General features: G+C 55.6%; 20 protein-coding genes. 9 read left to right on the top strand and 11 right to left on the bottom strand.

Annotated features, from left to right (window positions below; all coding sequences use genetic code 11):
* The first annotated feature begins 3 nt into the window (after positions 1-3).
* The gene (locus tag V5N12_RS10160; RefSeq protein ID WP_442904972.1) at positions 4-381 is read left to right on the top strand and encodes a DUF393 domain-containing protein; all 378 of its coding nucleotides are present in this window, start codon (positions 4-6) and stop codon (positions 379-381) included.
* Here V5N12_RS10160 and V5N12_RS10165 read toward each other — a convergent pair.
* The 3 genes from V5N12_RS10165 to V5N12_RS10175 all read right to left on the bottom strand — a co-directional run bounded on the left by V5N12_RS10165 (position 378) and on the right by V5N12_RS10175 (position 4939).
* Entirely contained in the window at positions 378-884 is a 507-nt protein-coding gene (locus V5N12_RS10165) for a DUF4330 domain-containing protein (protein ID WP_332899055.1), read from the bottom strand. The genes V5N12_RS10160 and V5N12_RS10165 overlap by 4 nt on opposite strands.
* 87 nt (positions 885-971) lie before the next feature.
* Complete coding sequence (locus V5N12_RS10170; protein ID WP_332899056.1) at positions 972-1925, bottom strand: DUF368 domain-containing protein; 954 nt, start codon at positions 1923-1925, stop codon at positions 972-974.
* The gene (locus V5N12_RS10175; protein ID WP_332899057.1) at positions 1925-4939 is read right to left on the bottom strand and encodes an oligosaccharyl transferase, archaeosortase A system-associated; all 3015 of its coding nucleotides are present in this window, start codon (positions 4937-4939) and stop codon (positions 1925-1927) included. Before V5N12_RS10175 ends, V5N12_RS10170 begins: the two co-directional genes overlap by 1 nt.
* A gap of 108 nt (positions 4940-5047) precedes the next feature.
* On the opposite strand from V5N12_RS10175, the gene aglG reads away from it, so the two are divergent.
* Positions 5048-5968: a glucosyl-dolichyl phosphate glucuronosyltransferase gene (aglG, locus tag V5N12_RS10180; RefSeq protein ID WP_332899058.1), complete on the top strand. Its 921-nt coding sequence runs from the start codon at positions 5048-5050 to the stop codon at positions 5966-5968.
* 15 nt (positions 5969-5983) lie between these two features.
* Here aglG and V5N12_RS10185 read toward each other — a convergent pair whose 3' ends face one another.
* A complete protein-coding gene (locus V5N12_RS10185; RefSeq protein ID WP_332899059.1) occupies positions 5984-6961 on the bottom strand; it encodes a glycosyltransferase family 2 protein in 978 nt (325 codons plus the stop codon).
* Positions 6962-7089: 128 nt separating this feature from the next.
* Here V5N12_RS10185 and V5N12_RS10190 point away from each other — a divergent pair, with 128 nt between their 5' ends.
* Together V5N12_RS10190 and V5N12_RS10195 are read left to right on the top strand one after the other, a co-directional pair.
* Complete coding sequence (locus tag V5N12_RS10190; RefSeq protein WP_332899060.1) at positions 7090-8445, top strand: sulfatase-like hydrolase/transferase; 1356 nt, start codon at positions 7090-7092, stop codon at positions 8443-8445.
* Positions 8446-8476: 31 nt separating this feature from the next.
* Positions 8477-9880 carry an oligosaccharide flippase family protein gene (locus V5N12_RS10195; RefSeq protein WP_332899061.1) on the top strand — a complete coding sequence of 468 codons (1404 nt, stop codon included), beginning with the start codon at positions 8477-8479 and terminating at the stop codon, positions 9878-9880.
* 25 nt (positions 9881-9905) lie between these two features.
* Here the strand turns inward: V5N12_RS10195 and V5N12_RS10200 are convergent, their stop codons facing one another.
* Together V5N12_RS10200 and V5N12_RS10205 are read right to left on the bottom strand one after the other, a co-directional pair.
* Positions 9906-11339 (bottom strand): sulfatase, encoded by a 1434-nt coding sequence (locus V5N12_RS10200; protein ID WP_332899062.1) that lies wholly within the window; start codon positions 11337-11339, stop codon positions 9906-9908.
* 107 nt (positions 11340-11446) lie between these two features.
* A complete protein-coding gene (locus tag V5N12_RS10205; RefSeq protein WP_332899063.1) occupies positions 11447-12394 on the bottom strand; it encodes a glycosyltransferase family 2 protein in 948 nt (315 codons plus the stop codon).
* Between the two features lie 189 nt (positions 12395-12583).
* Here V5N12_RS10205 and aglJ point away from each other — a divergent pair, with 189 nt between their 5' ends.
* Both aglJ and V5N12_RS10215 read left to right on the top strand, forming a co-directional pair.
* Positions 12584-13573, top strand: a complete 990-nt coding sequence (gene aglJ / locus V5N12_RS10210) for an S-layer glycoprotein N-glycosyltransferase AglJ (RefSeq protein WP_332899064.1) — start codon at positions 12584-12586, stop codon at positions 13571-13573.
* A 32-nt stretch (positions 13574-13605) separates the two neighbouring features.
* The gene (locus tag V5N12_RS10215) at positions 13606-13815 is read left to right on the top strand and encodes a CopG family transcriptional regulator (protein WP_276247388.1); all 210 of its coding nucleotides are present in this window, start codon (positions 13606-13608) and stop codon (positions 13813-13815) included.
* 6 nt (positions 13816-13821) lie between these two features.
* Here V5N12_RS10215 and V5N12_RS10220 read toward each other — a convergent pair whose 3' ends face one another.
* Positions 13822-14235: a hypothetical protein gene (locus V5N12_RS10220; protein WP_332899065.1), complete on the bottom strand. Its 414-nt coding sequence runs from the start codon at positions 14233-14235 to the stop codon at positions 13822-13824.
* A 192-nt stretch (positions 14236-14427) separates the two neighbouring features.
* Between V5N12_RS10220 and V5N12_RS17170 the strand changes: the two genes are divergently transcribed.
* The gene (locus tag V5N12_RS17170; protein WP_442904938.1) at positions 14428-14562 is read left to right on the top strand and encodes a DUF7503 family protein; all 135 of its coding nucleotides are present in this window, start codon (positions 14428-14430) and stop codon (positions 14560-14562) included.
* Positions 14563-14606: 44 nt separating this feature from the next.
* Here the strand turns inward: V5N12_RS17170 and V5N12_RS10225 are convergent, their stop codons facing one another.
* Both V5N12_RS10225 and V5N12_RS10230 read right to left on the bottom strand, forming a co-directional pair.
* Positions 14607-16670 carry a hypothetical protein gene (locus tag V5N12_RS10225; protein ID WP_332899066.1) on the bottom strand — a complete coding sequence of 688 codons (2064 nt, stop codon included), beginning with the start codon at positions 16668-16670 and terminating at the stop codon, positions 14607-14609.
* A gap of 187 nt (positions 16671-16857) precedes the next feature.
* Positions 16858-17541, bottom strand: coding sequence for a hypothetical protein (locus tag V5N12_RS10230; protein ID WP_332899067.1), 684 nt, complete (start codon positions 17539-17541; stop codon positions 16858-16860).
* Between the two features lie 87 nt (positions 17542-17628).
* Here V5N12_RS10230 and V5N12_RS10235 point away from each other — a divergent pair, with 87 nt between their 5' ends.
* The gene (locus tag V5N12_RS10235; protein WP_332899068.1) at positions 17629-18309 is read left to right on the top strand and encodes a VOC family protein; all 681 of its coding nucleotides are present in this window, start codon (positions 17629-17631) and stop codon (positions 18307-18309) included.
* A gap of 3 nt (positions 18310-18312) precedes the next feature.
* On the opposite strand, the gene V5N12_RS10240 is transcribed toward V5N12_RS10235, so the two are convergent.
* Positions 18313-18603: a DUF5779 family protein gene (locus V5N12_RS10240; RefSeq protein WP_332899069.1), complete on the bottom strand. Its 291-nt coding sequence runs from the start codon at positions 18601-18603 to the stop codon at positions 18313-18315.
* Between the two features lie 101 nt (positions 18604-18704).
* Positions 18705-19157 carry a ferritin-like domain-containing protein gene (locus V5N12_RS10245; protein WP_442904939.1) on the bottom strand — a complete coding sequence of 151 codons (453 nt, stop codon included), beginning with the start codon at positions 19155-19157 and terminating at the stop codon, positions 18705-18707.
* A gap of 351 nt (positions 19158-19508) precedes the next feature.
* Here V5N12_RS10245 and V5N12_RS10250 point away from each other — a divergent pair, with 351 nt between their 5' ends.
* A complete protein-coding gene (locus tag V5N12_RS10250; protein WP_332900090.1) occupies positions 19509-20744 on the top strand; it encodes a LeuA family protein in 1236 nt (411 codons plus the stop codon).
* The last annotated feature ends 237 nt before the right edge of the window (positions 20745-20981 follow it).

Raw genomic sequence — 20981 nt, forward strand, 5'->3', positions numbered from 1 at the left:
TCGATGGCCGCGATTGCGCTGAAGCGACTCGACACCGTCGTCGCCATCTCGTGGTACGACGACGCCGCCCAACAGTTCCTCGACGCACAGTTCGGCACGACACCGTTTGCGATGGTGCTCGTAGACCAACAAGCGAGACAGGTGTACGCGGGCAAAGCCGCAGCAAAAGAACTTGCCTCGCGGGCGGGAATGCCGAAACTCGCCGGGAATCTCGTGCGCGACAACTACGAAACGATAGCCGACCTCGTTGGCCGCGCGAGCGGTCGAGGACGCGACCCGGACGACTATCACGAACAGTACGACCTGACTGCAAAAGCGAGCAACCTGTTTACCGCGCTTGCCGCGGCCGCCACCGAGCGTCCCGCAGACGTGACCGCTTAGGCAAAGCGAATGACCGTTGGTTTCACCACGACATCGCCGAAGTCGAGGGTGACCCGCTTGCCGACATAGATGCGCTCGCCGTTGTAGTAGCGCAACTCGTCTTTCATCGTGAGCGTGGTTTCGACCGTCAGCTCAGCCGTGACCGTCTCGTTCGTCTCTGAAATTACCTCGATAGCTTCGATTTTGACGAGCGAATCGGTGGCGTTGACTGGCCCTTCTTCTATCGGTTCGAGCAGGTATTTCGGGACGCTTTCGAGCCGGTAGACGACGCTCACGTTCTCGGTCGGTGGCGGCGCAGTCGTGTTGTTCGTTTGATTCTGCGGCGTTGCTGTTGGCGTTGGCGTCGGTGTGGCGGTGGTGTTGTTCGTGGCGGGGTCTGCCGCGTCGTCGCCCAGCACGAGCGCGCCACCCGCGCCGACCACCGCAATCACGAGGAGGATGACGAACGCGTCGATGATATTCACGAGCCCGAATAAGTTCCCGTCCGAATCGAGAAGTGGCATTACTCAAACCGTTGGCAACCCCGGTTACAAACATGTCGGTTTCTCCGCTTTCTGTGACAGGAAAAAACTGCGGTGGAGACGGGGCAGTTAGGCGTATTCGAGGTCGTCGGTGTACCAGTCGAGCGCCAGCACGGCCGCTCCACCGACAATGGCGATGAACACGACCGCACCAATCGAGAGCGCCGACTCGAAGGTTCCGTTTGCGAGCACCCGCTCTGCCGGGAGGCGAAGCGCGCCGACCATCAGGCTCACGAGGAACGTGAGCGTCGCCGCGCGGTAGTGGGTGAGCGCCCACCGGATGACGTGGGCGATGGTCAACAGGCCAACGAGCGCGCCCACGCAGAACACGACGACGGTCGTGGCGGGTTCGATGACGACGTCCAGCGACCCCCCGCGAACCACGCCGAGGAGCGAGTCGATGAACCGGCGAAGCGTGCCGAGCATGAACTCGTACTGGCCCATGAGCAACAGGAGGAACGACCCGGAGATGCCGGGCAGAATCATCGCGGTGATGGCGATGGCTCCGGCGACGAACGCGAACGGCAGCGTGTTCGGCAGGCCGCCGCTGCTCGATGCCCCCGAGACGAGAAACGCGAACACGAAGCCGACGATGGCGACGGCGAAGCGGGCGGGCGTGTTCACGTTCACGTGGTTGTAGAGGACGATGGCCGAGGCGGCAATTAGCCCGAAGAAGAACGCGAACGTGAACGTCGGATACTCCACGAGCGCGGTCTCAACGATGCGCGAGAGCGTGATGAGCGCCGTCAGAATACCAGCCCCAAGTGCGACGAGGAAGAACACGTCCATGCGGAGCAGGTCGTCGCGGAACGCCGCGCGGCCGTCTGCGGTGTGGAGGCGAAACACGTTCGCAATTGCCGCAGCGTCGAGTTCCGTGATGGCGCTGATGAGCCGTTCGTAAATCCCGGTGATGAGCGCAATCGTGCCACCCGAAACGCCGGGAACCGTGTCTGCTGCGCCCATGAAAAAGCCTTTCAAGTAGATTGAAAACAGCTCCCCTCCGGGAATCCGAGAATCACTCATTAGGCAACTCGTGGGAGAGCCGAGGGTATATTGGCTACGGCCGGGGCGTCAGCCGCCTGCCACGAGAGCGTGGCGGGCGGCGTCAGCGAAGCCGAGGTGTTGGAGTCGTTCGTGGTGTTCGTCCCGTTCGGCGCGTCCGTGCCGCTTCCGTCAGACGTGTTGGTCGCGTTGCCGTCGTCCTGTGCGCCTTCGGGGATGTCGACGGTCTCCTCAGAAAGTGAGACTGTGACGGCGTTCGAATCCTCACCGATGACTTGGCCTTCGGTCACGTCCGCAGTCCCCTGCCACTGCGTGCCGGTCAGGTTGTCGTCGCGTTCGAGCGGCGAGGTGAACGTGTACGGGCCGGTCGCGCGAACGCTCACGTTGGTGTAGCCTTCGGAGAGACCGTATTCTTCGTAGCCCGTCGTCGAGTACGGCAGCGTCATCGTGAACTCGCCATTCTCGTCGGTCTGGGCCTGTTGGGTGTAGGTGAACGTCGAGTTCGACGTTGGCATCCGCATCTCGACAGACGCCGTGATGGTCGTGTTCGCCGGACCGGTGCCTTCCACGGTGGCACCCGGCACCTTCTCGAACGTCTTGACCCACGCTGGCGGCGTGTTGAACAGGGCGTTCGTTGAGAGGCCGGCTTGACCGAGCAACTGAGCGCGCGTGAAGAACGCCTGCTGGAACGTCGGTGAAGACAGTGCAGACGTGTTCGAAATCTTCACGAGGCGGTAATGTTGGAGTGCGGGAACGCGCTCGCTTGGGTACTTCCCGATGCCACCGATTTGCGAGGTGGCGTCGTTGTCGACGTACTCACGGGCTTCGTCCATCGTCTCGAACCGCTTGATTGCCGTCGCGTTCGGTCCGCTTGGCAGTGCTGGGAACGTCACCGTCCCCCGGTTGGTTTGCACCGAACTCGTCCCCCAGTCGGAGACGACCGGCTCGACTTCGATGGAGCTGCCGTGGTGGTAGTAGAGGCGCGTCCGCATGCTCTCGTAGTAGCGCTGTGACTGTACCGTGTAGACGAGCTGCGTCCCCTGCTGGTTGAACACGGGCGTGATGATGTCCCGCGAGGTCAGATTCCCCTTGTCATACCAAACAGGTGGTGCGGAGAACTTGTTGGAACTCGGGTCTGCAAGCTTCCAGTCAATCATGACGTAGCGCGTCTCTTCGCCCTCGTCGCTCACGAGTTGCTCGTTCGCTTCCGTCTCGTTGGTCGAGAGCAGGAAGTTCGCCGCTTCGGTGGCGCTCTGCTGGAACGGGTTGGCGTCAGGGATGCGCTCGCCTTTGACGGTGATGAAGTGGCCGTAGTCCCACCACGACATCACCCCATACGAGCCGTCTGGATAGTCGAAGTCGTCCGTCTGGGCGTAGGTACCGTAGAGGTCCATTTCGTTCTGTGCGCCGCCGTAGGTACCTTCTTTCGGCGTCTCGTTTGCGAGCCAGTCGAGGCTGTCGTCCCACTGGGTGACTTCACCTGGCTGGGACACCTGCCCGGCGTAGGAGATGGCGTTCGTCCCCCGCAGCGCGAGCGGGCCGGTGACGACGAGCAAGATGGCGACGACAGTGAGTACCTGATAGAGTTCGATGTCGCGCACCGAGCGAATCGCCTTCTCGGGGCTGACGTAGCGGAAGATTCCGCCCGCAAGGAAGGCGTTGAGCGCGACGATAGCGAGGATGAGGTAGTAGTTAAAGCGCACCTGCGTGAACGCGGCTGCCGTCATGAACACGGCCCACGTCAGGACGAAGAGGTACTCTGCGCGCGACTTGCCCGCGTAGAAGTACTGGACGAGCATGACGCCCGCGCCGACGACGGCGGTGTAGAACGTCAGCCCGTAGGAGAAGGAGAGGTAGTTCTGTGCTTGTGAGAGTTGGAGTGGTTGGGCCTCACCGACCGTTCGAGCACCGGCGCTCGACCCGAGTCCGGCGACACGGGAGAACTGCGAGACGAAGAAGTTGAACACGTCCGGGACGACGACCATCAAGAGAAGCGAAACGACCGCGATAGAGCCGACGATGACGCCGGGGAACGCAAGTCGTGGGTAGTCGGTCGTGTCGAGTTTCCGCGCGAGGAACGCGAGAAACACACAGCCACCGGCGACGGCGGCGGCGAGGAGCGGCTGGATGAGCGTGAACTGCGTCGGACTGAGGGCGAAGCTGTCGAACGACACGAGCGTGAGCACCATGACGACACCCATCATCACCGCGCCCGTGATGGCGAGGTGTTCTGGACTCCCGCCGCGCACGTAGACGATGCTCAGTGCGAGCGCGAAGAAGACGCCAAGGATACCGACGAGGAAGACGCCCGGTGGCCACGTCCAGATGTAGAGTGAGACAGCGACGCCAGCGAGCGCGGCCCACCCGACGGGGCTTCTGAGGTTATCCCAATCACGCTCCTGGAACTGTTCGTACACCGGTTTCTCGCGCTCTGCGACCGACAGGGCGACCATCACGGCGAGGACGGCAATCGACTGGAACAGCGCCTCTGCGACGTGGTGGTCCGAGAAGCCAACGAGGCTGCGTCGGAGTAACTCACTCGGCGCGAGCGCGAGGATGAGCACCGCGACGATGCCGCCAAAGCGGCCACCGAGGCGCTTCCCGATGAGGTAGGCTGGAATCGCCACGAGCGTCCCGAACACCGCAGGCGCGAACAACAGCGTCAGACCAATCGTGTGCTGGTCTGGACTGCCGAGGCCGACGATGAGCGCGACGGTGGCGACGATTTGGTCGTACAGCGTCCCGAACTGGCCAACGCTCGTGCCGACCGGGAAGTGCGTCCACGGGTCGAAGGGCATGGTCGAGGGCCAGTGTTGAACCGTGTAGCTCACCTGTCGGAAGTGGTACCATGCGTCGTTTCCAGAGAAGAAGACGTCGCCGCCACTGACGAAATTTTTCCAGCCCTGAACTCGGGTGTACAGCATCACGCCGAGGAGGGCCACGAGGAGCGGAACGTGATACCACTCCTCGATGAGGTCGGCCACCGACCCGGAACGACGGGTCTGTGCCGACGGCTGTTTATTGCGTTTGCTCATTGTCTTTCCTGACTAGGAAAACGCGCATAAACCTTGTTATCTACGCGTCAACACCAGCAAGGAATTGAAAGGAAACGCCTTTGGACAAACGTCACCTTTCTCTGAAAAATGCGGGTCTCCGTCGTCCTCTGTACGTATTCGCTCGACCTCTACGATGCCTTCGAGGAAGCAGCGGAAAGCATCCTCTCTCAAACGTATCCGAATCGTGAACTCATCGTCGTGGTTGACGGAACCCCCGAGGTGGCAGAACGCGTCATCGAAGACTTCGGCGCGCGTGAGGACGTGCGCATCCACCTGAACAGCGAGAATCGCGGCCTGCTCGCAAGCCGGAACACGGGCGCAGAGCTCGCAGACGGCGATATCGTTGCGTTCATCGACGACGATGCGGTTGCAGACCCAGAGTGGCTCGCAGAACTCGTCTCGGTGTACGAAGACCACGACGCGCTCGCCGCGGGTGGGCGGATGACCCCGGAGTGGGTCGCGGGCAAACCCTCGTTTCTCCCCGCCGAGTTCTACTGGCTCATCGGCGTCACCCACCGCGGCTTCGCAGACGGCCCCGGCGAGGTGCGGAACACCTTCGGCTCGAATCTCTCGTTCAAACGCGACGTGTTCACCGACCTCGGCGGCTTCGACACCGCCATCGGCGGCCGCAAAGGCGACAAAAACCTCCAGGGCGGCGAGACCGAACTCTGTGCGCGCCTGCGCCAGCAGTACGATGCCGGCGTCTACTACACCCCTGACGCGCGCGTGGCTCACAAGGTGTTCGCCTACCGCACCGACCCTGAGTGGTTGCTTCGCCGGGCCTTCTGGCAGGGCTACTCGAAGCGCGCGATGGAGGTGTTGGTACCGGAATCGAGCGGCGAGGAATCTGAATTCTTGGGTCAGTTGCTAACAGAATTTTTGCCACAGCGGGCGAAACGGCTCGTCTTTCACCCGTCGCTCTCAAAACTCACACAGTTAGTGATGCTGATTCTGTTGACTGGAGCAGTCGGAGCAGGATTTGTATATGGGATTACTCAGTGGCGATAGCTGATTAGTGATCGCCTATCGTTCTCGTCGATTTGCTCGATAAATGTTTAGATTTAGGACTGCTCGGTAAACTAAAACTACAGCAGAGACGATAGTTTCGTTAGTCCTTGATAGACATAGAATGAGAATCCCTATTACTGATTTTTCGTACTCAAGTGATATCCGAGATTCTTCACGGCCCCTTTGAAGTTGTCCATAGCGAAGTAGCTCTATTGCCATTTCCTTGTGAAAATCTGCTCTTTGCTCGTCTGTCAATTGGTCGTAAACAGCTTCTACATTTCCAGCTTCAACTTCTTGCTGTAGTTGCGGTGAAGCACGTCCTTGAATTCGCAATCGCGCATACCGCCCAAAGAGCTTCACTGAACGTAATTTTTCACTATAGATGCTGTCCGAAAGCAGACGTAGATTGTACAACGGCTCATCAATATTTGAAACGACATACTTCGATGCAAGACGAAGCCATAAGTCGTAGTCCTCGGTATAAGTTAGTGACTCATCGTACCCACTTACATCGATTACTGCTTCACGTCGCATCATCACCGAACCATGAACAAATTGATTCCCAGAAAGAAGCTCATTAAATGAGGGCCACTCTACGACGTGTCTTGTTGACCTTCGAGTCCCGTCCTCCGTGACGATATGGGTTCCAGACCCGACCAATGAAACTGCTGGATGTCGTTCGAGGAACTGATACTGTCTAGCCAACCGAGCTGGTTCTGAGAAATCATCTGCGTCGTGACGAGCGATATACTTCCCTCGCGCCTCTGCAATGCCACGGTTGAGGGCAGATGGAAGTCCACGCTCCTCACGAACTACAAGCCTCATTCGTGAGTCAGACCAATTCTTTGCAATCTCTTGCGTCCCGTCGGTAGATTGGTCGTCTACGATGAGAACTTCAAAGTCTTCAAATGTTTGCGCTGAAAGGCTTTCAAGGGCGTCCGGGAGGAAAGACGCCGAATTATACGTCGGTAACACTACAGTTACCTGTACCATAGATCTCGTCATCTCCCCGTCGTTAATTACATACCGATTGGCGAAAGGCTGTGAAGAAGTATTCAATACACACGGCATGGACATCGTTCATCAGAACGATGAAATAGATTGAATGACGAGCGAAGTGTATGCGAAACGTCTTGCTGGTAACAATCGATTCGCTCAGAGCAGACCACGTTGGTCATCTGGGCTATCATCGAGATACAACGCCTACAATCGATTCGATTGCCAATACTAGTTTGACTTTCTCTAACGCCTTTGCTCACGCTTGCAGTACTCGCCCATCATTTCCGACGATTCTCACATCGGTATACCCGCTGATGTATGGTGGGTTCGAACGTATTTCCAAGGAACAAACGGTGCTTGCAGAACCGTTCAGCGATGCGGAGTACGAAACTGCTGGATTCCATTCGAACCTGTATCTCTCTGCAGACTTTGGCTACGATGCTGGATTTGACACCTTTTTCGATTCGAAGTCAGACCCAACACGTCTCGCAAAAATTCGGCAACAAGTGAAGCGCAGATTAGATTCTTCTAGCCCAATATATCAAGCGATTTTTAAATTGTATAAACTCTTTGAGTCAAAAGCCGGCACAGACCTTGGTGCCACGTACGTTGACGCAACAAAAACAACTGATCTAGCAATCGACTGGATTCGACAACGCAGTTCTGAGCAGCCAAAGTTCCTGTGGGTTCATTATATGGATGTTCACCATCCATACGTGCCGCCTGCAAAACACCAGCGGACTTTTAGAGACGAGCCCATCAGTGAGCGAGAAGCGATTCAACTCCGTCGGAAGATGCTCGAATCTCCGACAGAGATTACAGAGACGGAGTTGGCGAAGTTGATTGACCTGTACGATGCCGAAATTCGCTACACTGACGCAGAAATATCACGACTTGTTGAGACAGTTACTTCCGAATGGGGAGAAACAATCACTGCAATAACAGCAGACCACGGGGAAGAATTTCTTGAACACGGCGGATTCAGCCACACATCGACGTTCCACGACGAAGTCGTGCACGTTCCATTTGTGTTAGATGTGGGTGTGAAAGCAGGGGTTTACGAAGAACTTGTTGGCCTCCTCGATATCGCCCCGACTCTTCTCGAATATGCAAATATCGCGATACCAGACTCGTATGAGGGCCATAGCCTTCAGAGACTCATCAAGGACGATGAATGGAATCGTGTGTCTATCCTCGGCGATTGGGCGAATAGAGACTCCGGAGAAACTGTGTTTTCGTATCGTGATACCACCTGGAAATATATATTGACAAATGACGTTGCAAAACTTTATGATTTGAACACTGATCCCGATGAGCAACAAAATGTCGCCAAAACGTATCCAGATATAATACTAGAGCTACAGCAAAAAATCAATGCTCATAAAAAACACCTCGAATCAACGGCCACAGACATCGAGAGTGTAGAGATGGAGGAGTCAGTGAAACAACGCTTACGAAATCTCGGATATCACGAATGACGGTCAACCAGTTGGCTGTGAGACGGTTACGATGAAAATTGGACAAACTTCGTTTCTCGGTTTTGTTGCGCAGTTCGTTTCGTCAGTCATTGGTTTTATCGGGACAATTTATGTGACGAGAAATCTCGGCGCAGATGTGTTTGGAACGTATGCATTGGTTGTCGCTATTGTTCTCTGGCTTCATGTGATCGGGGAAGCAGGCGTTCTCTCCGCTCTCAAAACATATCTGAGCAGAGACTATGACAAAAATCGGTATTTTTCTGCTGCAGGTGTACTCCTTGCTCTCTCATTTACTACTCTTACCATTCTCGTGCTTGCCGCAGCAAACCTCATAAATCAGTATATTGGGGCTGAATTCGCTTGGACGATCCCAATCCTCCTGTTTTCGGTGCTCACTATGGCATACGTAATGTCAGGATTAGAAGGTGAACATTTGGTTCATATTGCTGGGTTACTGGAGCCAATGCAAATTTCGGTACGGAGTATACTGCACATCTGCGTTGTATTCTTTGGAATTGGCATTACAGGTCTATTAGTTGGCCACGCTATTGGTGGCATGATCGCAAGCATTATTGGGATATATTACATTAGCGCCCGGTTCACATCGCCTGATACTCGAGCTATCTCGGACATCATTTCGTTCGCACGATTTTCATGGTTAGGTACAATCAGCACGCGAACATTCGCCGCAATGGACACCGTTGTCCTCGGATTTTTTGTCTCAACAGGGCTCATCGGACAGTATGAGGTGGCATGGAGCCTCGCGTCATTACTTGCTTTCTTTGGCATTGCAGTCAGCAAAGCAGTCTTTCCTGAAGTAAGCTCTCTTTCAGGCGCGGGAAAACATAACCGGGTGCAAAATATCCTTCACGATGCACTATCGTTTGCTGGCTTTCTCTTAATCCCTGGTTTGGTTGGGAGTGTCGTGATTGGAAGAGGGATTCTTTCGATGTATGGCTCCGAGTTCCCCAACGCCTACACAATCTTGCTCGTTCTCATCTGCGCCCGACTTGTTTACGCATATGGAGAGCAGTTTAGTAGTGCTGCTACCGCGTTGAAACACCCAGAAATTTCTTTTAAAATCAACCTTGTATTCATCAGTTTGAACTGCTCGCTCAATCTTATTCTTGTGTACCTTTATGGCTGGGTGGGCGCGGCAGTAGCAACGTTTTTGTCTGCATTCTCAACGCTCATTCTCGGCTATACCCTCTTCTCGAAAATACTGGATATTTCATTTCCAATTACAGAAATTGGTTATCAACTGCTCGCAGCGACGATTATGGGCAGCGCTTTATACGGGTTAAAATCGTTCTTCGAGACAGATATTTGGTTTACCCTCGGTGCGGTTGTAGTTGGGGCTGGGCTCTATCTTGCTGTGCTCTCTGTACTTTCAGAAAAATTCCGAGTGACAATAGCCCGAAATATTTCGTTATAACGACACTGTTCGATATCTCAGCCGCTCACGCGTATCCAAGCTCCCTGAGCCTATTGAGGGTGGCATCATTGTATTCTTGCTGGCCCTCTCCATCAGTTAATGATTCAGTTTGGACGGACTTAAAACGTGTTTTAACATCTACATCACTAGCGTCAGCCGAAACCTTCCATTTCCCCCATTCTGTCACGTTCCATGTCGCGGCTTCCGAACCTCTCTTCATCACCTTCTGTATCTCGTCGTTGTGTTGTTCGTACACGACTTTGGTAGCGACTTCGAACGGTTTGGTGTCTATCAACTGTTGATACCGATTTGGAATCATGTGCAAATCCCCCGGTGACACGGAAGCATATGCACCGTTTGGTGTCGCAAACGAAGCAGCTGCATCATTCCGAACTGCTCGTACGACAGAAGGAAACGCCGTGAGCGTGCTCAGCTCTCGATTGACACTCCCTGTTGTTTGTTCGGGATACTTAACGACGAGGGGGACATGCAAGAGCTCTTCAGCTGCAAACCGGCCGTGGCCAACGATTCGGTGGGTTGGTGACACTTCACTTTGCTCACCGAACCCTTCACCGTGGTCGCTTGTGATAACAATGAGTGTTTCATCAAAAAGTCCCCGTTGTTTTAATTCGTTTATTAACTGGTTTACTGCTTTGTCTGCATCTCGAATAGAATCGTTGTATAATGGTTCCATGGCTTTTAGGAGCCACCATGGCTGCTGCTCAGCATAAAAATCCCATACGTAATTGTCGATTCGTTCTCGAAGCGAAACAAGCGTCTCGTCTCCCTCTACGAGCTCCGTTGGTTCGTAGGGAGTGTGAGCGTCCATCAAATTAACACAGGCTGCCCATGGTTCTGTCTGTGAATCAACCCACCCAAAGAAAGGTTCTACAAACTCTGTGCCTTTTGAGAGTGTTGTATTAGGAAAAAGCGGGATTTTCGGCCCCACATCTTCTAGTTTCCAATTCACTCCATTTGCAATAGACTTCAGCGGTTTGTCGTGCTTTAAACACGCCTTGAGAAATTCTGCATAGTGTCCAACTCCGTGGTCAATTACAAATTGTACGGGGTTGAGGCCGTCTTTGAATTTTACAGCCCTCCCCGATTCAACGTGGTCGAACCCATTTTTGAGCCCGTGAGTTGTCTCAACCAGAAATGGGTTATCAGAAAACACTCCAGTTGAATACCCATCTTTGGAAAGTTCTTCAAATATTGAATGGCCTGCTCGTAGGCGATTTGTGGTACTTATAACACCATGTGAATGTGCGTGTTCGCCAGTAAAGATGCTCACGTGACTCGGGAGACTCCACGTGGACGGGGCACGAGCCTGGGTGTAGTTGGTTGCGTTGTTAGCAAACGACGAGAGAAACGGTGTAGTGGTGACTGACGAGTTGTTGACTGATGTGTTCGCCGCCCGAACACTATCAAGAACAAGTAATAGAACATTAGGATTGCTCATAGGTTCGTTGGTAATTGGGGTAGCTTTAAGTTGCACATTGATTCAAATACCGTTTTTGTATTACTGATTGGCTACAGCTATTGAGGCGACGCAACGCTGTAGTATTGCTAGGACCCAAGCCGTTCAAGAATCCGCATTATTCGTTGGTGTCCGATAGGAAGCAAAGAGACGGCTAGAAGACTAACTCCCCGAATATCGACAAACCCTTTTTGTATCGAACTGAAAAGGGGGCCTCTTGCCGCACGGTAGTTTCCCGTTCTCAAAAGTCGCTTGCCTAGTTTGTACTCAGATTTCGCTTCGACTGTGCGACGATATGAGTTGAGCTCGGGAAATCTTGAACAAAGGTCTTCGATTATTTCCAGCTCGTCTTCGCAAAGACGGTATACGTCACTGGTTAGAGAGTTCTCTCGCCGATAATAATATGCCAGTGGTTCGTGAATCGCCGCTGGCTGAAATGCCCGAAATAATCTGACCCACATATGCATATCCTCGCCTACTCGAAGCGATTCATCAAAGTTTTCTTGTGAAAAGCACGATTTTCTCGCTACGATTGTAGAACAGGGAACCCCACCTTCTATGAAGAACTCAATATGTGGGTCATCCGAATCGGAGAGAGACAATGAGTTCAATCTGTGGTTGAACCCATCTTTCACAACAATAACATCTGAGTAAACGATATCAGCACCGTCCTGAATCGCAGTTAGTTGCTGAGTCAATTTCGTTGGGAGCCACTCATCGTCAGCATCGAGAAACGCAATGAATTCACCAGTTGCGACAGAGATACCATAATTTCTGGCTGAGGCGATACCGCTTGGCTCCTGATATTTATAAATAATATCCGTTCGTTCGGCGCCAAGCGTAGCGAGACGATCGCTCTGAGAACTATCAATTAAAACAATCTCGATTGGCTCGTACGTTTGGGCGTCAACGCTCTTGAGAGCTCTATCAATAACATCCTCATCGTTGAAATGAGGGATTATCACCGAAACTAGTGGATTTGCTACGCCCCCAGATTTTTCGTCATGGACACTTCCATGGCTCCCATTCGAATTCATTGGTTATTTTGTATAGCTCAATGAGTATAACGGTGAATATTTGTGAAGAGAAAGTACAACGTAAACATAACACGTTAGCAGGCAAGTTGGTCTCAATACGGTAAAAAGACCGAATGTAACTGTCCAACTCCCATATTAGAGCTTAGTGTAGGAGAAGGCTTTTGCAGGCCCGGAAACGACCAAAAAACAATGGAATCCCGCGACGACGTTTGTGTCCTCATCCCGACGCTCAACGAAGCCGCGACCATCGGGTCGGTCGTAGACGGCTTCCACGAGCAGGGATTGACGAACGTCCTCGTCGTGGACGGCCACTCCTCTGATGGGACAAGAGAGATTGCGGCCGACCACGGCGCACGGGTCATCACCCAGTCGGGCAGCGGGAAGGGACAGGCCGTCCGCGAGGCGATTCGGAAGATTTCGGTGCCGTATATTCTGATGGTTGACGGCGACGGCACCTACCGCCCGGAAGATGCAGAAGCCATGCTCGAACCACTGCTGTGGGGCGATGCACAGCACGTCATCGGTGACCGGTTTGCGCACATGGAGACGGATGCGATGTCGCGGGTGAATTCGGTGGGAAATCGCGTCATCAATCGGGCGTTTTCGCTCATTCACGGGCGCAATCTCAGAGACATCCTGAGTGGGTATCGCGCGTTCACTCGCGAGTCGGTCGAAGCGCTTGGCCTCTACGCAGACGGATTTGGTATCGAGACAGAACTCGCCGTCGAGTGCGTCAAACACGGCGTGACGACGACCGTCGTGGATATTCACTACGGCTCGCGTCCGGCGGCGTCTGATACGAACCTTCACCCGCTTCGTGACGGTGGCATCATTTTGATGACGCTGTACAAACTCGCGAAAACCAACAATCCGCTCTTTTACTTCGGGAGTGTGGCGGGGGTGAGCACCGTGATTGGCGTCATCATTGGGCTGTACGTGGGCGTCGAATACGTCACCATCGGGGTCTCTCACGAGGCGATGGCGGTTGTGTCGGCCTTTTTCATCCTCTTCGGGATGCAACTGTTGATGTTCGGCGTGCTTTCAGATTTGATTGTGACGCTCAACCGCGAACAGACGCGGCGACTCGAAGAAATTGCCAGACAGCGTCGTAACCCTGCTGAGCATGGGGAGCCACGGCGCGTCGAGTCGGCGTCGCCCGGCCCGGACGAACGGGCGTAATACCTATTTTTCGTGAACCCCTCGCGCCACACATGACGAAGTACACCTCGGTCTCTATCTCGAAAGAACTCGCTGATAAGGTCGAAGAGACGATTGAAGGAACGAGCTTTTCGAGCACGGGCGACCTCGTTCGCTTCTTGTTGCGGAGTATTGTGGTCCAACACCAGCGAAAAGGCGAGTTGACCGAAGCGGAGTTCGAAGAAGTCACGCGCCAACTGCGTGAGCTTGGCTACCTCAAGTAGCGAAAGTCACGGGAGCGGGTCTTCTGAGGGCGTTGCATCGACGATGGTGAGCGGCTGGACTGTGCCCGTCTCATCGTAGACGCGAATGGCGTCCTCGTCCCACGGTGGTGTCGCAACGAAGACGGGTTGGATGAACTCGATATCAGTGCGTGACTCGTCGAAGCCGTCGGGAGCGGAGATGAATCTGCCCTGTGGCGTTGTCGCTGGGCTGTTCAGGTCGACGCCAAAGACGGCTGAGACTGACGTGCCAGCATCAGCGAGGTAGAAGTGTGAAAACACCGCAGTCTCTGCGGGCAGGTCGAGTGTGTCGGTGAACGATCCGGCGGGAGTAGTACCGAGCGCGAACGTGACAGCCGCTGGTGTCGCCGTCTTCGCGTAGTCGAGGAGGACTGTGAGAAGCCCGTGTGTCGCATAGACCATGGTGGACAGACGCGAGCGTGCGGAATAAGAACACTGCTGCAATCGTGTGCGGTGGCCCAGCTCGCTGTACGTCCCAGCATTGCGTAGAATGGTGTGCGGCCGGTATATCAAAGTTTAAAATTGTTAGCACAGTAATTATATCACATATATTTAAATAATTATATATACAAATTTGCCTTCGTATTGGTTGAAATGTCCGATAAATCAGCTAAGAAATTTCTTGCAAATAATCCGCGAATGATGGGTATTCTCTTTACGATGACGCTCCTGCTAATGCAGGCTGGGAACACCATTGCGGGCGGTGGCTCAACGGTTGTCGGCCCCTGAACCGGCTCGTTCGACTCAACTCCGACTGTTGCGTTTGCCTGCGGTCACTGTTCGAGTGTAATCTCCGAACTCCACGTAAAGGTGCCATCGAGAATGACGGGCACTTCCTCTAATGCGAGGAAGTTTGAAAGTTCCTCACCGCTGAGTGTGAACGTTTTCAACTCCCCAGAACTCAAAAACTGAAGCTCGTTGTTCCCAATGTGTGGCCGATAGAGCGACCCAATCCCGATGTTTCGAGGCGGATACGTGCTAATGCTCACATCGTAGCTGTCGCCCCGAGTCCGAACGTCACAGAGGTAGGGCGTGAGGCTTTCTGCGTGGGCGATATCGACGTTTCCGTCACCGACGACGAGATAGCGACTTCCGACGATGGTCTGATTCGCCGCAATCGTGAGGGCAGCACGGAGCGGAAAGCCACGATTGAGGAGGCGGGCCATCGTGCTGCCGATTCTGTACGCTCCGCTGTCGATGACATCGTCGAGGGTAACGACGCCGCCGACGCTCCCGGCATCGATGAGGTGCATCCCTTGCGTGTACGACCGACAGGCGTTGAGGAGGAAGGCATCGACACCGATTGAATCGAGCGTCCTCGCATCGAGCTTTCCGTCGGTACACTGGAATCCATCGTCGTCGATGTGGCCGATGTAGTGGAGAAAGTCTACGTCCGATGCGAGCGTTTCAGCGAGTTCAGCGACGCTGAGGTTCGACGTGAGCGTGACGTTGTACGGTAGTTCTTCACGCGAGCCGTACACATCGGCGGCGACGGTGTGTTCGTCCACCATGGCCTCGTCGTTGCACACGACCGTGATATCGATGTTCTGGCTGGTCACATCGCGTTGCAACCGGTTGCGATAGGCAGACACCGTCGCCTTGGTCGCCCCCATCGGCACGTCGTCTCCGACCCATGCCTGTTCGAGGGAGTTCGTTGGCTCCGGTTGAACAACCGAAATAGCGTTTCGCTCGCCCTCGGTCGAAGACCGAACGAACTCGTCACGCATGAACTCGTCTATCGCAACCGTCTGTGCCGCCGGTTTCGTCACGCGATTCAGGTTTGGCGTTCGGATGACCGCGAGGTCGTTTACGAGAAACGGTAGAATCTCCACGTTCTCCGGCGTCGGGGCGATGTGCGTCGTCAGCTTCCACTTTGGCAGGTGTGGCTCGATGCGACTGAACGGCTGTTCGAGGTCTGCTTCGAGGTGCTCGCCCACCGACTGGTCGTAGCGGTGCTGTAACTCGAAGGTGAGGCAGTTTTCGACCTGCTCACGTTCGTGCAGGGAAACCTGATAGTAGCCTTCCGTGCGCGTGATGCAGTCTAAGAAGAACTGCTGTTTGAGAATACGCTCTACCTCCCGTTCGAACGCTTTTCCGGTTCCGAGTGGGTGGACGTAGCCAGTTTCAGTGACGATTCTCGCCGTTTCGCCGGGGATGACCCGTGCCCCGAGATAGTAGGCGAGTGGGGCGACGACGTAAATCGAGGCGAGGTCGGGGGGGACTTCGATTGAGACCCCGGTCTCCGGTGGTTCGAGACCGTCTGGAATCGCGAGCTCATCACCGAGTTCAATCGTCGGTGGATGCCCGCGAAGCGTTGGATACGAACGTTCACAGGAAGTCGTTTTGAGCGCAGACCCGAAACACGAAATTGCCTGCATCAGGTCTTGGGGGTCTGCCGTTGTCGTGATGCTGGTTGCGGGGTTGTCATGATACGACCGCGCGCCGACGGTGACGTCGGTGTCACTCCCGAAGTCGAACACCATCTCCGTCGCACCGGTGGTGACCGTAAGCGGTGCTGTCACCTGAATATACAGCTTGATGGGTGCGTGTAAATCGATGCTATACTCGCCAGCCGGGAGTTCGTGAACGGAAAAGTGGTCTGTCTCTGCAACCGTCTGGCCACACTCGTTTCGGATGTACGCTGCGACGACCTGTGGGAAGACGAGTTCGCTCGTTTCGATGGAGACTGCAGTATCGACAGGAAAGGTAAACCGGTCTGTATCCACGGGACTCGGCGTTACCGAACTCTCACTCCGGAGGGTGCACTGTCTGCGTTCAATGGGGTCTGCAATCTGCAAGCCGTGAGTACCCGTGCACGCCTCAATCGTGACGTACATCAGAGACAGCCCTCCCACATTGAATGCCGGCACCCGTGGACGGCATACATATACCCTTCTTACAGAACGATTTACCAAAAAAGTATCGTCGGAAATACGTGTTTACAGTAGCGAGGGTCGTGCTCGCCCGAGAGCGGGCGCATTTTGACCGATTCCTGCCTTCTTGCGTGGGATTTCGACGCCTCGGCTAAAACGGGAGAAAACTCTTGAGAGTTTGCATGTAGAGCTTTGGCGTGCGCTTTATTGACCCCGCGAGCGCATCGCGGAGCGCCCCCGTTGCGTCCGTTGAGATTCCCGGGCCGTGGCCAACGAGAATTCGCTCCGGCGAAAGTCCACGAAACGGGCGGCGTGGTGGGGTCAGACGCATCGCCGGGTGGACGCCCAACCGTTCGTTGCTCGTACAGTAATAGGAGACGGTTCCAAACGCCTCCGGGACGACGAGCGTGCCGGAGTCGGCGTCGTAGAGCGCGCCTTCGTTCCAGAAGGGGTTGTCGTACACTTTCAACAGGGTGTACTCGGTGTCGGCAAGCGCACCTTCGAACAGCGTTGTCGGGGCGTCGAGGTCGTCTGAGATGCCCGCCATCCATCGAGGGAGGTAGACAGAGACGTCGTGTCGGCGCGCAATCGCCGCCGCGTCGCGTTTGTGTCGGTCGAGCAACAGCACCACGCCACCGACGGGGCCGTACTCCGCGATGTGGTCGTCTAACCCCTCGAAGTCAACGGGGTCGACGAGCCAGACACGGCCGGCCGAGACGAGCGCGTGGCTCGCCCGTTGCATCCCCTCTTCTGGATGGGCAATCCAGCCGAAGCCACCATCCCACTCGTCGATTAGTTCCGGTTCGCCCGCCGTGCCGGAGGCTTTCATCGTCATACCACAACTCACGCGCGCAAGCCGGATAAACGACGGGCCTACCCGGTTCGGGAACCGCTTAAGGACAGCCCCGTCGTAGAGGCAGGTATGTTCTCGTCGCTCCGCTGGCTGGCGCTCGAAGTGAAATATCTCGACCCGGCGCTGTCGTTTTACCGCGAGCACCTCGACCTCTCAGTGAGGCATGAACGCGAGTCAGAAGCGGCGCTCGCCGTCGGAGAGACAGACCTGATTCTCCGTGCACCAAGCTCCGTGCCCCGCGGCGGCCTGCACACGCACTACGCGTTCTCGACGCCAGCAGGCGAGTACGACGACTGGTGGAACACCCTCTCCCAACAGTTCGACCTCACTGAGTTCAAGTTTGGCTCGGCAAAGTCGCTCTACTTCTACGACCTCGAAGGCAACTGCGTCGAGATTGGCCAATCAACCGACGAAGGTACGGGCATCACGGGAATTTTCGAAATCGTCCTCGAAGTCGAAGACTTAGACCGGGCGGTGTCGTTTTACACCGACCTCGGCCTCTCCGTCCGCGACCGCGGCGACAACCGACGACGGGTACGCCTCGACGCAGGCCCTTTCGACATCGAACTCTGGGAACCACAGCTTGGGCTTGCAGACGCCCGCGGCGGCGTCCATGTCGACATCGGCGTGACGGCCACAGCTGCGATGACAAAGGTAGACTCCATCACAGAAAAAGCGCTCTCGGTAGAAGAAACAGACACCGGCTATCGCATCCGCGACCCGGACGGCCACTACCTGACGATTGCGTGAGCCTCAGAGTCGTTCGGTGTTGATACCAACACCGGGTGGCGTGACGACGAGGAACTCACGAAAGTGCATGAGTTCGCCCTCTAAGTCCCGGATGTCGCGGGCAAACCCGGCAGCGAGGCTGTTCAGGTCGCCTTCGATGGCGAGAAACAGCGTTTTCCCCTCTTTGACAGCATCTACCCACTCGTCCGGTGGCGTCTGTCCATTTAACACGCCGAGTACAATCTCGCCGCTGCCCTGCCCTTCTTCTTCGAGTTCACTCTCTGCGGCTCGTAAATCGAGGTCGAAATCGCCCATATTGTAGGCTCGAAGGCGGGCGAGAAAAATATACTGTCGGTTGGCTGCGAGGCTGGTCGCACACGACGACGCGCAAAAAATGTCCTCCCGACGGTCGCTGCTTAGTCGTTGCGGTACTCTTTGCGGTAGCCGCGGAACTCCGTGCGGTGGGCCTCTTCGTCCGCGAGAATGGTGACGGCGAGGTCTTCGGTCACCGGGTCGTCTGCTTCCTTTGCGGCCGTGATGAGCTCTCGGTAGGTGTCGATAGCGTCGTTTTCTGCTTCGAGCACACCCTCGATGACCGAGAGCACGTCTGTCGAGTCTTCGGGTGGCTGGAGGCTCTGCTGGCGCGCTTCGAACTCGTAGGAACTCGGCGGTCGCTCGTCGAGTTGCTTCAAGCGCTCTCCGAGCAGGCGCGCGTGGGAGAGTTCCTCTTCTATGTCTACGTCGAGACTTTCTTTGATTTCTGCGGCACGAACCCCATCGAGGATGATGGCGTTCGTGAGGTAGTTCATGACCGTTTCAATCTCATCGGAATATGCGCGACGGAGGAGGCGAGTTACTTCTTCAGACATCACCTGAGACAACGTGCGCGAGCCTCATATTCTCTCGGGCCACATGGGAAATTGCTTCTTCTACCGTGGGCGTACACCCACTCTGTGACCGACCATCCGTCCAGTCAGCACCCGCCCAGAGCGCGCGCACCATTTATTCCGCGAATTAGAATGGAAAAGTTACTTTTTCATGATTATTTAGCGGAGGCGTTGACGGGATAGCATACCACAGTGTATAAGGATGTTTTGAGCATATTGAGGCATCGCAGTCGTGCGGTTTTCAAATTTCGCCGGTTTTTCTCGGAGCTGTCAGCGTGAAAGGATGACCGGTTCGAGCGACACTGTTATATATGCGTTAGATAGTTGGTTGCGATACAATGTCTCACCGACATACCGAGGAAACGTCGTCTCAGACGGCGGGTCGAGTTCTTCGAGGGCACGCTAACTAACACCACTGCCCCCGAGATTGACACGGTACGGATTTTCGACACCACGCTCCGCGATGGGGAGCAGACACCACGCACGTCGTTCTCGTATGAAGACAAACGCGAGATAGCGGCGGCGTTGGACGACATGGGAACCCACGTCATCGAGGCTGGCTTCCCGGTCAACTCGGACGCCGAGTTCGAGGCCGTCCGCGACATCGCAGAGAGCACGCACACCACGACGTGTGGACTGGCGCGGGTCGTCGACAAAGATATCGAAGCTGCACTGGACGCGGGCGTGGAGATGATTCACGTCTTCGCGAGCACCAGTGACATCCAGCTCGAAGACTCCATGCACGCCACTCGCGCGGAGGCAAAACAGCGCTCCGTCGAGGCAGTCAGGCGCGCAAAGGAGGCAGGCGTCACGGTGATGTACTCACCGATGGACGCGACGCGAACGAACCACGACTTCCTCATCGATGTCGTGGAAGCCGTGAGCGACGCGGGAACCGACTGGATTAACATCCCCGACACCTGCGGGGTGGCGACGCCCACGCGGATGGCCAAACTGGTCTCCGACGTGGTCGCACACACGGACGCCTACGTGGACGTCCACGCCCACGACGACTTCGGGCTGGCGACGGCGAACGCCATCGCCGGGTTCGAAGCCGGGGCCCACCAGGCACAGGTGTCAGTAAACGGCATCGGCGAACGCGCCGGGAACGCCGCCTACGAAGAGGTCGTGATGGCCGCAGAGAGTCTGTTCGGCGTCGATACCGGCATCGACACCACGCAGATAATGAAAATCGCGAAAATCGTCGAGGAGTGCAGCGACGTGCCGATTCCGGCGAACAAACCCGTCGTGGGCAAGAACGCCTTCGCCCACGAGAGCGGGATTCACGCCGCGGGCGTCATCGAGAACGCCTCCACGTTCGAGCCGGGCGTCATGACGCCAGAGATGGTCGGTGCAACCCGTGAACTGGTCATGGGGAAGCACACAGGCACTCACTCCGTGAGAAAGCGCCTGCAGGACGAAGGGTTCGACCCAACCGAAGAGCAGGTGCGCGCAGTGACGCGGAAGGTAAAGGACTTCGGCGCGGACAAACAGCAGGTCACCGACGACGTGCTCGCGCGCTTTGCCAAAGAGGTTGGCGTCAAAGAGAAGTCGGAGGTCAAAGCCTGAATTATGACTTCCGGCGTTTTTGCTCGTGACGAGCCTTGCGTGAACGATGCTCGAATGAGCAAGGTTTGCACGACGCACAACAGTTATAATGGGCGCGTCACATACCCGTCTACTAATGCAGACACTCGCCGCTCACACGCAGTCGCAGGCGACGAGCGGTGCTGCGGCTCAGCTCATTATTGTAGGGGTCTAGCTCCCCTACCTACCCCCATCTCCACCGATTTTTGCACTGACCTC

Source organism: Haladaptatus sp. CMSO5 (assembly GCF_036689885.1).
Classification (GTDB): domain Archaea; phylum Halobacteriota; class Halobacteria; order Halobacteriales; family Halococcaceae; genus QDMS2.

Coding starts and splice junctions, on each gene's coding strand:
- V5N12_RS17170 (WP_442904938.1), top strand. CDS start 14,428: ATGTCCGATAAATCAGCTAAGAAATTTCTTGCAAATAATCCGCGAATG.
- V5N12_RS10225 (WP_332899066.1), bottom strand. CDS start 16,670: ATGTACGTCACGATTGAGGCGTGCACGGGTACTCACGGCTTGCAGATT.
- V5N12_RS10230 (WP_332899067.1), bottom strand. CDS start 17,541: ATGACGATGAAAGCCTCCGGCACGGCGGGCGAACCGGAACTAATCGAC.
- V5N12_RS10195 (WP_332899061.1), top strand. CDS start 8,477: ATGAAAATTGGACAAACTTCGTTTCTCGGTTTTGTTGCGCAGTTCGTT.
- V5N12_RS10185 (WP_332899059.1), bottom strand. CDS start 6,961: ATGGTACAGGTAACTGTAGTGTTACCGACGTATAATTCGGCGTCTTTC.
- V5N12_RS10240 (WP_332899069.1), bottom strand. CDS start 18,603: ATGGGCGATTTCGACCTCGATTTACGAGCCGCAGAGAGTGAACTCGAA.
- V5N12_RS10245 (WP_442904939.1), bottom strand. CDS start 19,157: ATGTCTGAAGAAGTAACTCGCCTCCTCCGTCGCGCATATTCCGATGAG.
- V5N12_RS10160 (WP_442904972.1), top strand. CDS start 4: ATGGCCGCGATTGCGCTGAAGCGACTCGACACCGTCGTCGCCATCTCG.
- aglG (WP_332899058.1), top strand. CDS start 5,048: ATGCGGGTCTCCGTCGTCCTCTGTACGTATTCGCTCGACCTCTACGAT.
- V5N12_RS10190 (WP_332899060.1), top strand. CDS start 7,090: ATGCGAAACGTCTTGCTGGTAACAATCGATTCGCTCAGAGCAGACCAC.
- V5N12_RS10205 (WP_332899063.1), bottom strand. CDS start 12,394: ATGAATTCGAATGGGAGCCATGGAAGTGTCCATGACGAAAAATCTGGG.
- V5N12_RS10200 (WP_332899062.1), bottom strand. CDS start 11,339: ATGAGCAATCCTAATGTTCTATTACTTGTTCTTGATAGTGTTCGGGCG.
- aglJ (WP_332899064.1), top strand. CDS start 12,584: ATGGAATCCCGCGACGACGTTTGTGTCCTCATCCCGACGCTCAACGAA.
- V5N12_RS10215 (WP_276247388.1), top strand. CDS start 13,606: ATGACGAAGTACACCTCGGTCTCTATCTCGAAAGAACTCGCTGATAAG.
- V5N12_RS10235 (WP_332899068.1), top strand. CDS start 17,629: ATGTTCTCGTCGCTCCGCTGGCTGGCGCTCGAAGTGAAATATCTCGAC.
- V5N12_RS10220 (WP_332899065.1), bottom strand. CDS start 14,235: ATGGTCTATGCGACACACGGGCTTCTCACAGTCCTCCTCGACTACGCG.
- V5N12_RS10165 (WP_332899055.1), bottom strand. CDS start 884: ATGCCACTTCTCGATTCGGACGGGAACTTATTCGGGCTCGTGAATATC.
- V5N12_RS10170 (WP_332899056.1), bottom strand. CDS start 1,925: ATGAGTGATTCTCGGATTCCCGGAGGGGAGCTGTTTTCAATCTACTTG.
- V5N12_RS10175 (WP_332899057.1), bottom strand. CDS start 4,939: ATGAGCAAACGCAATAAACAGCCGTCGGCACAGACCCGTCGTTCCGGG.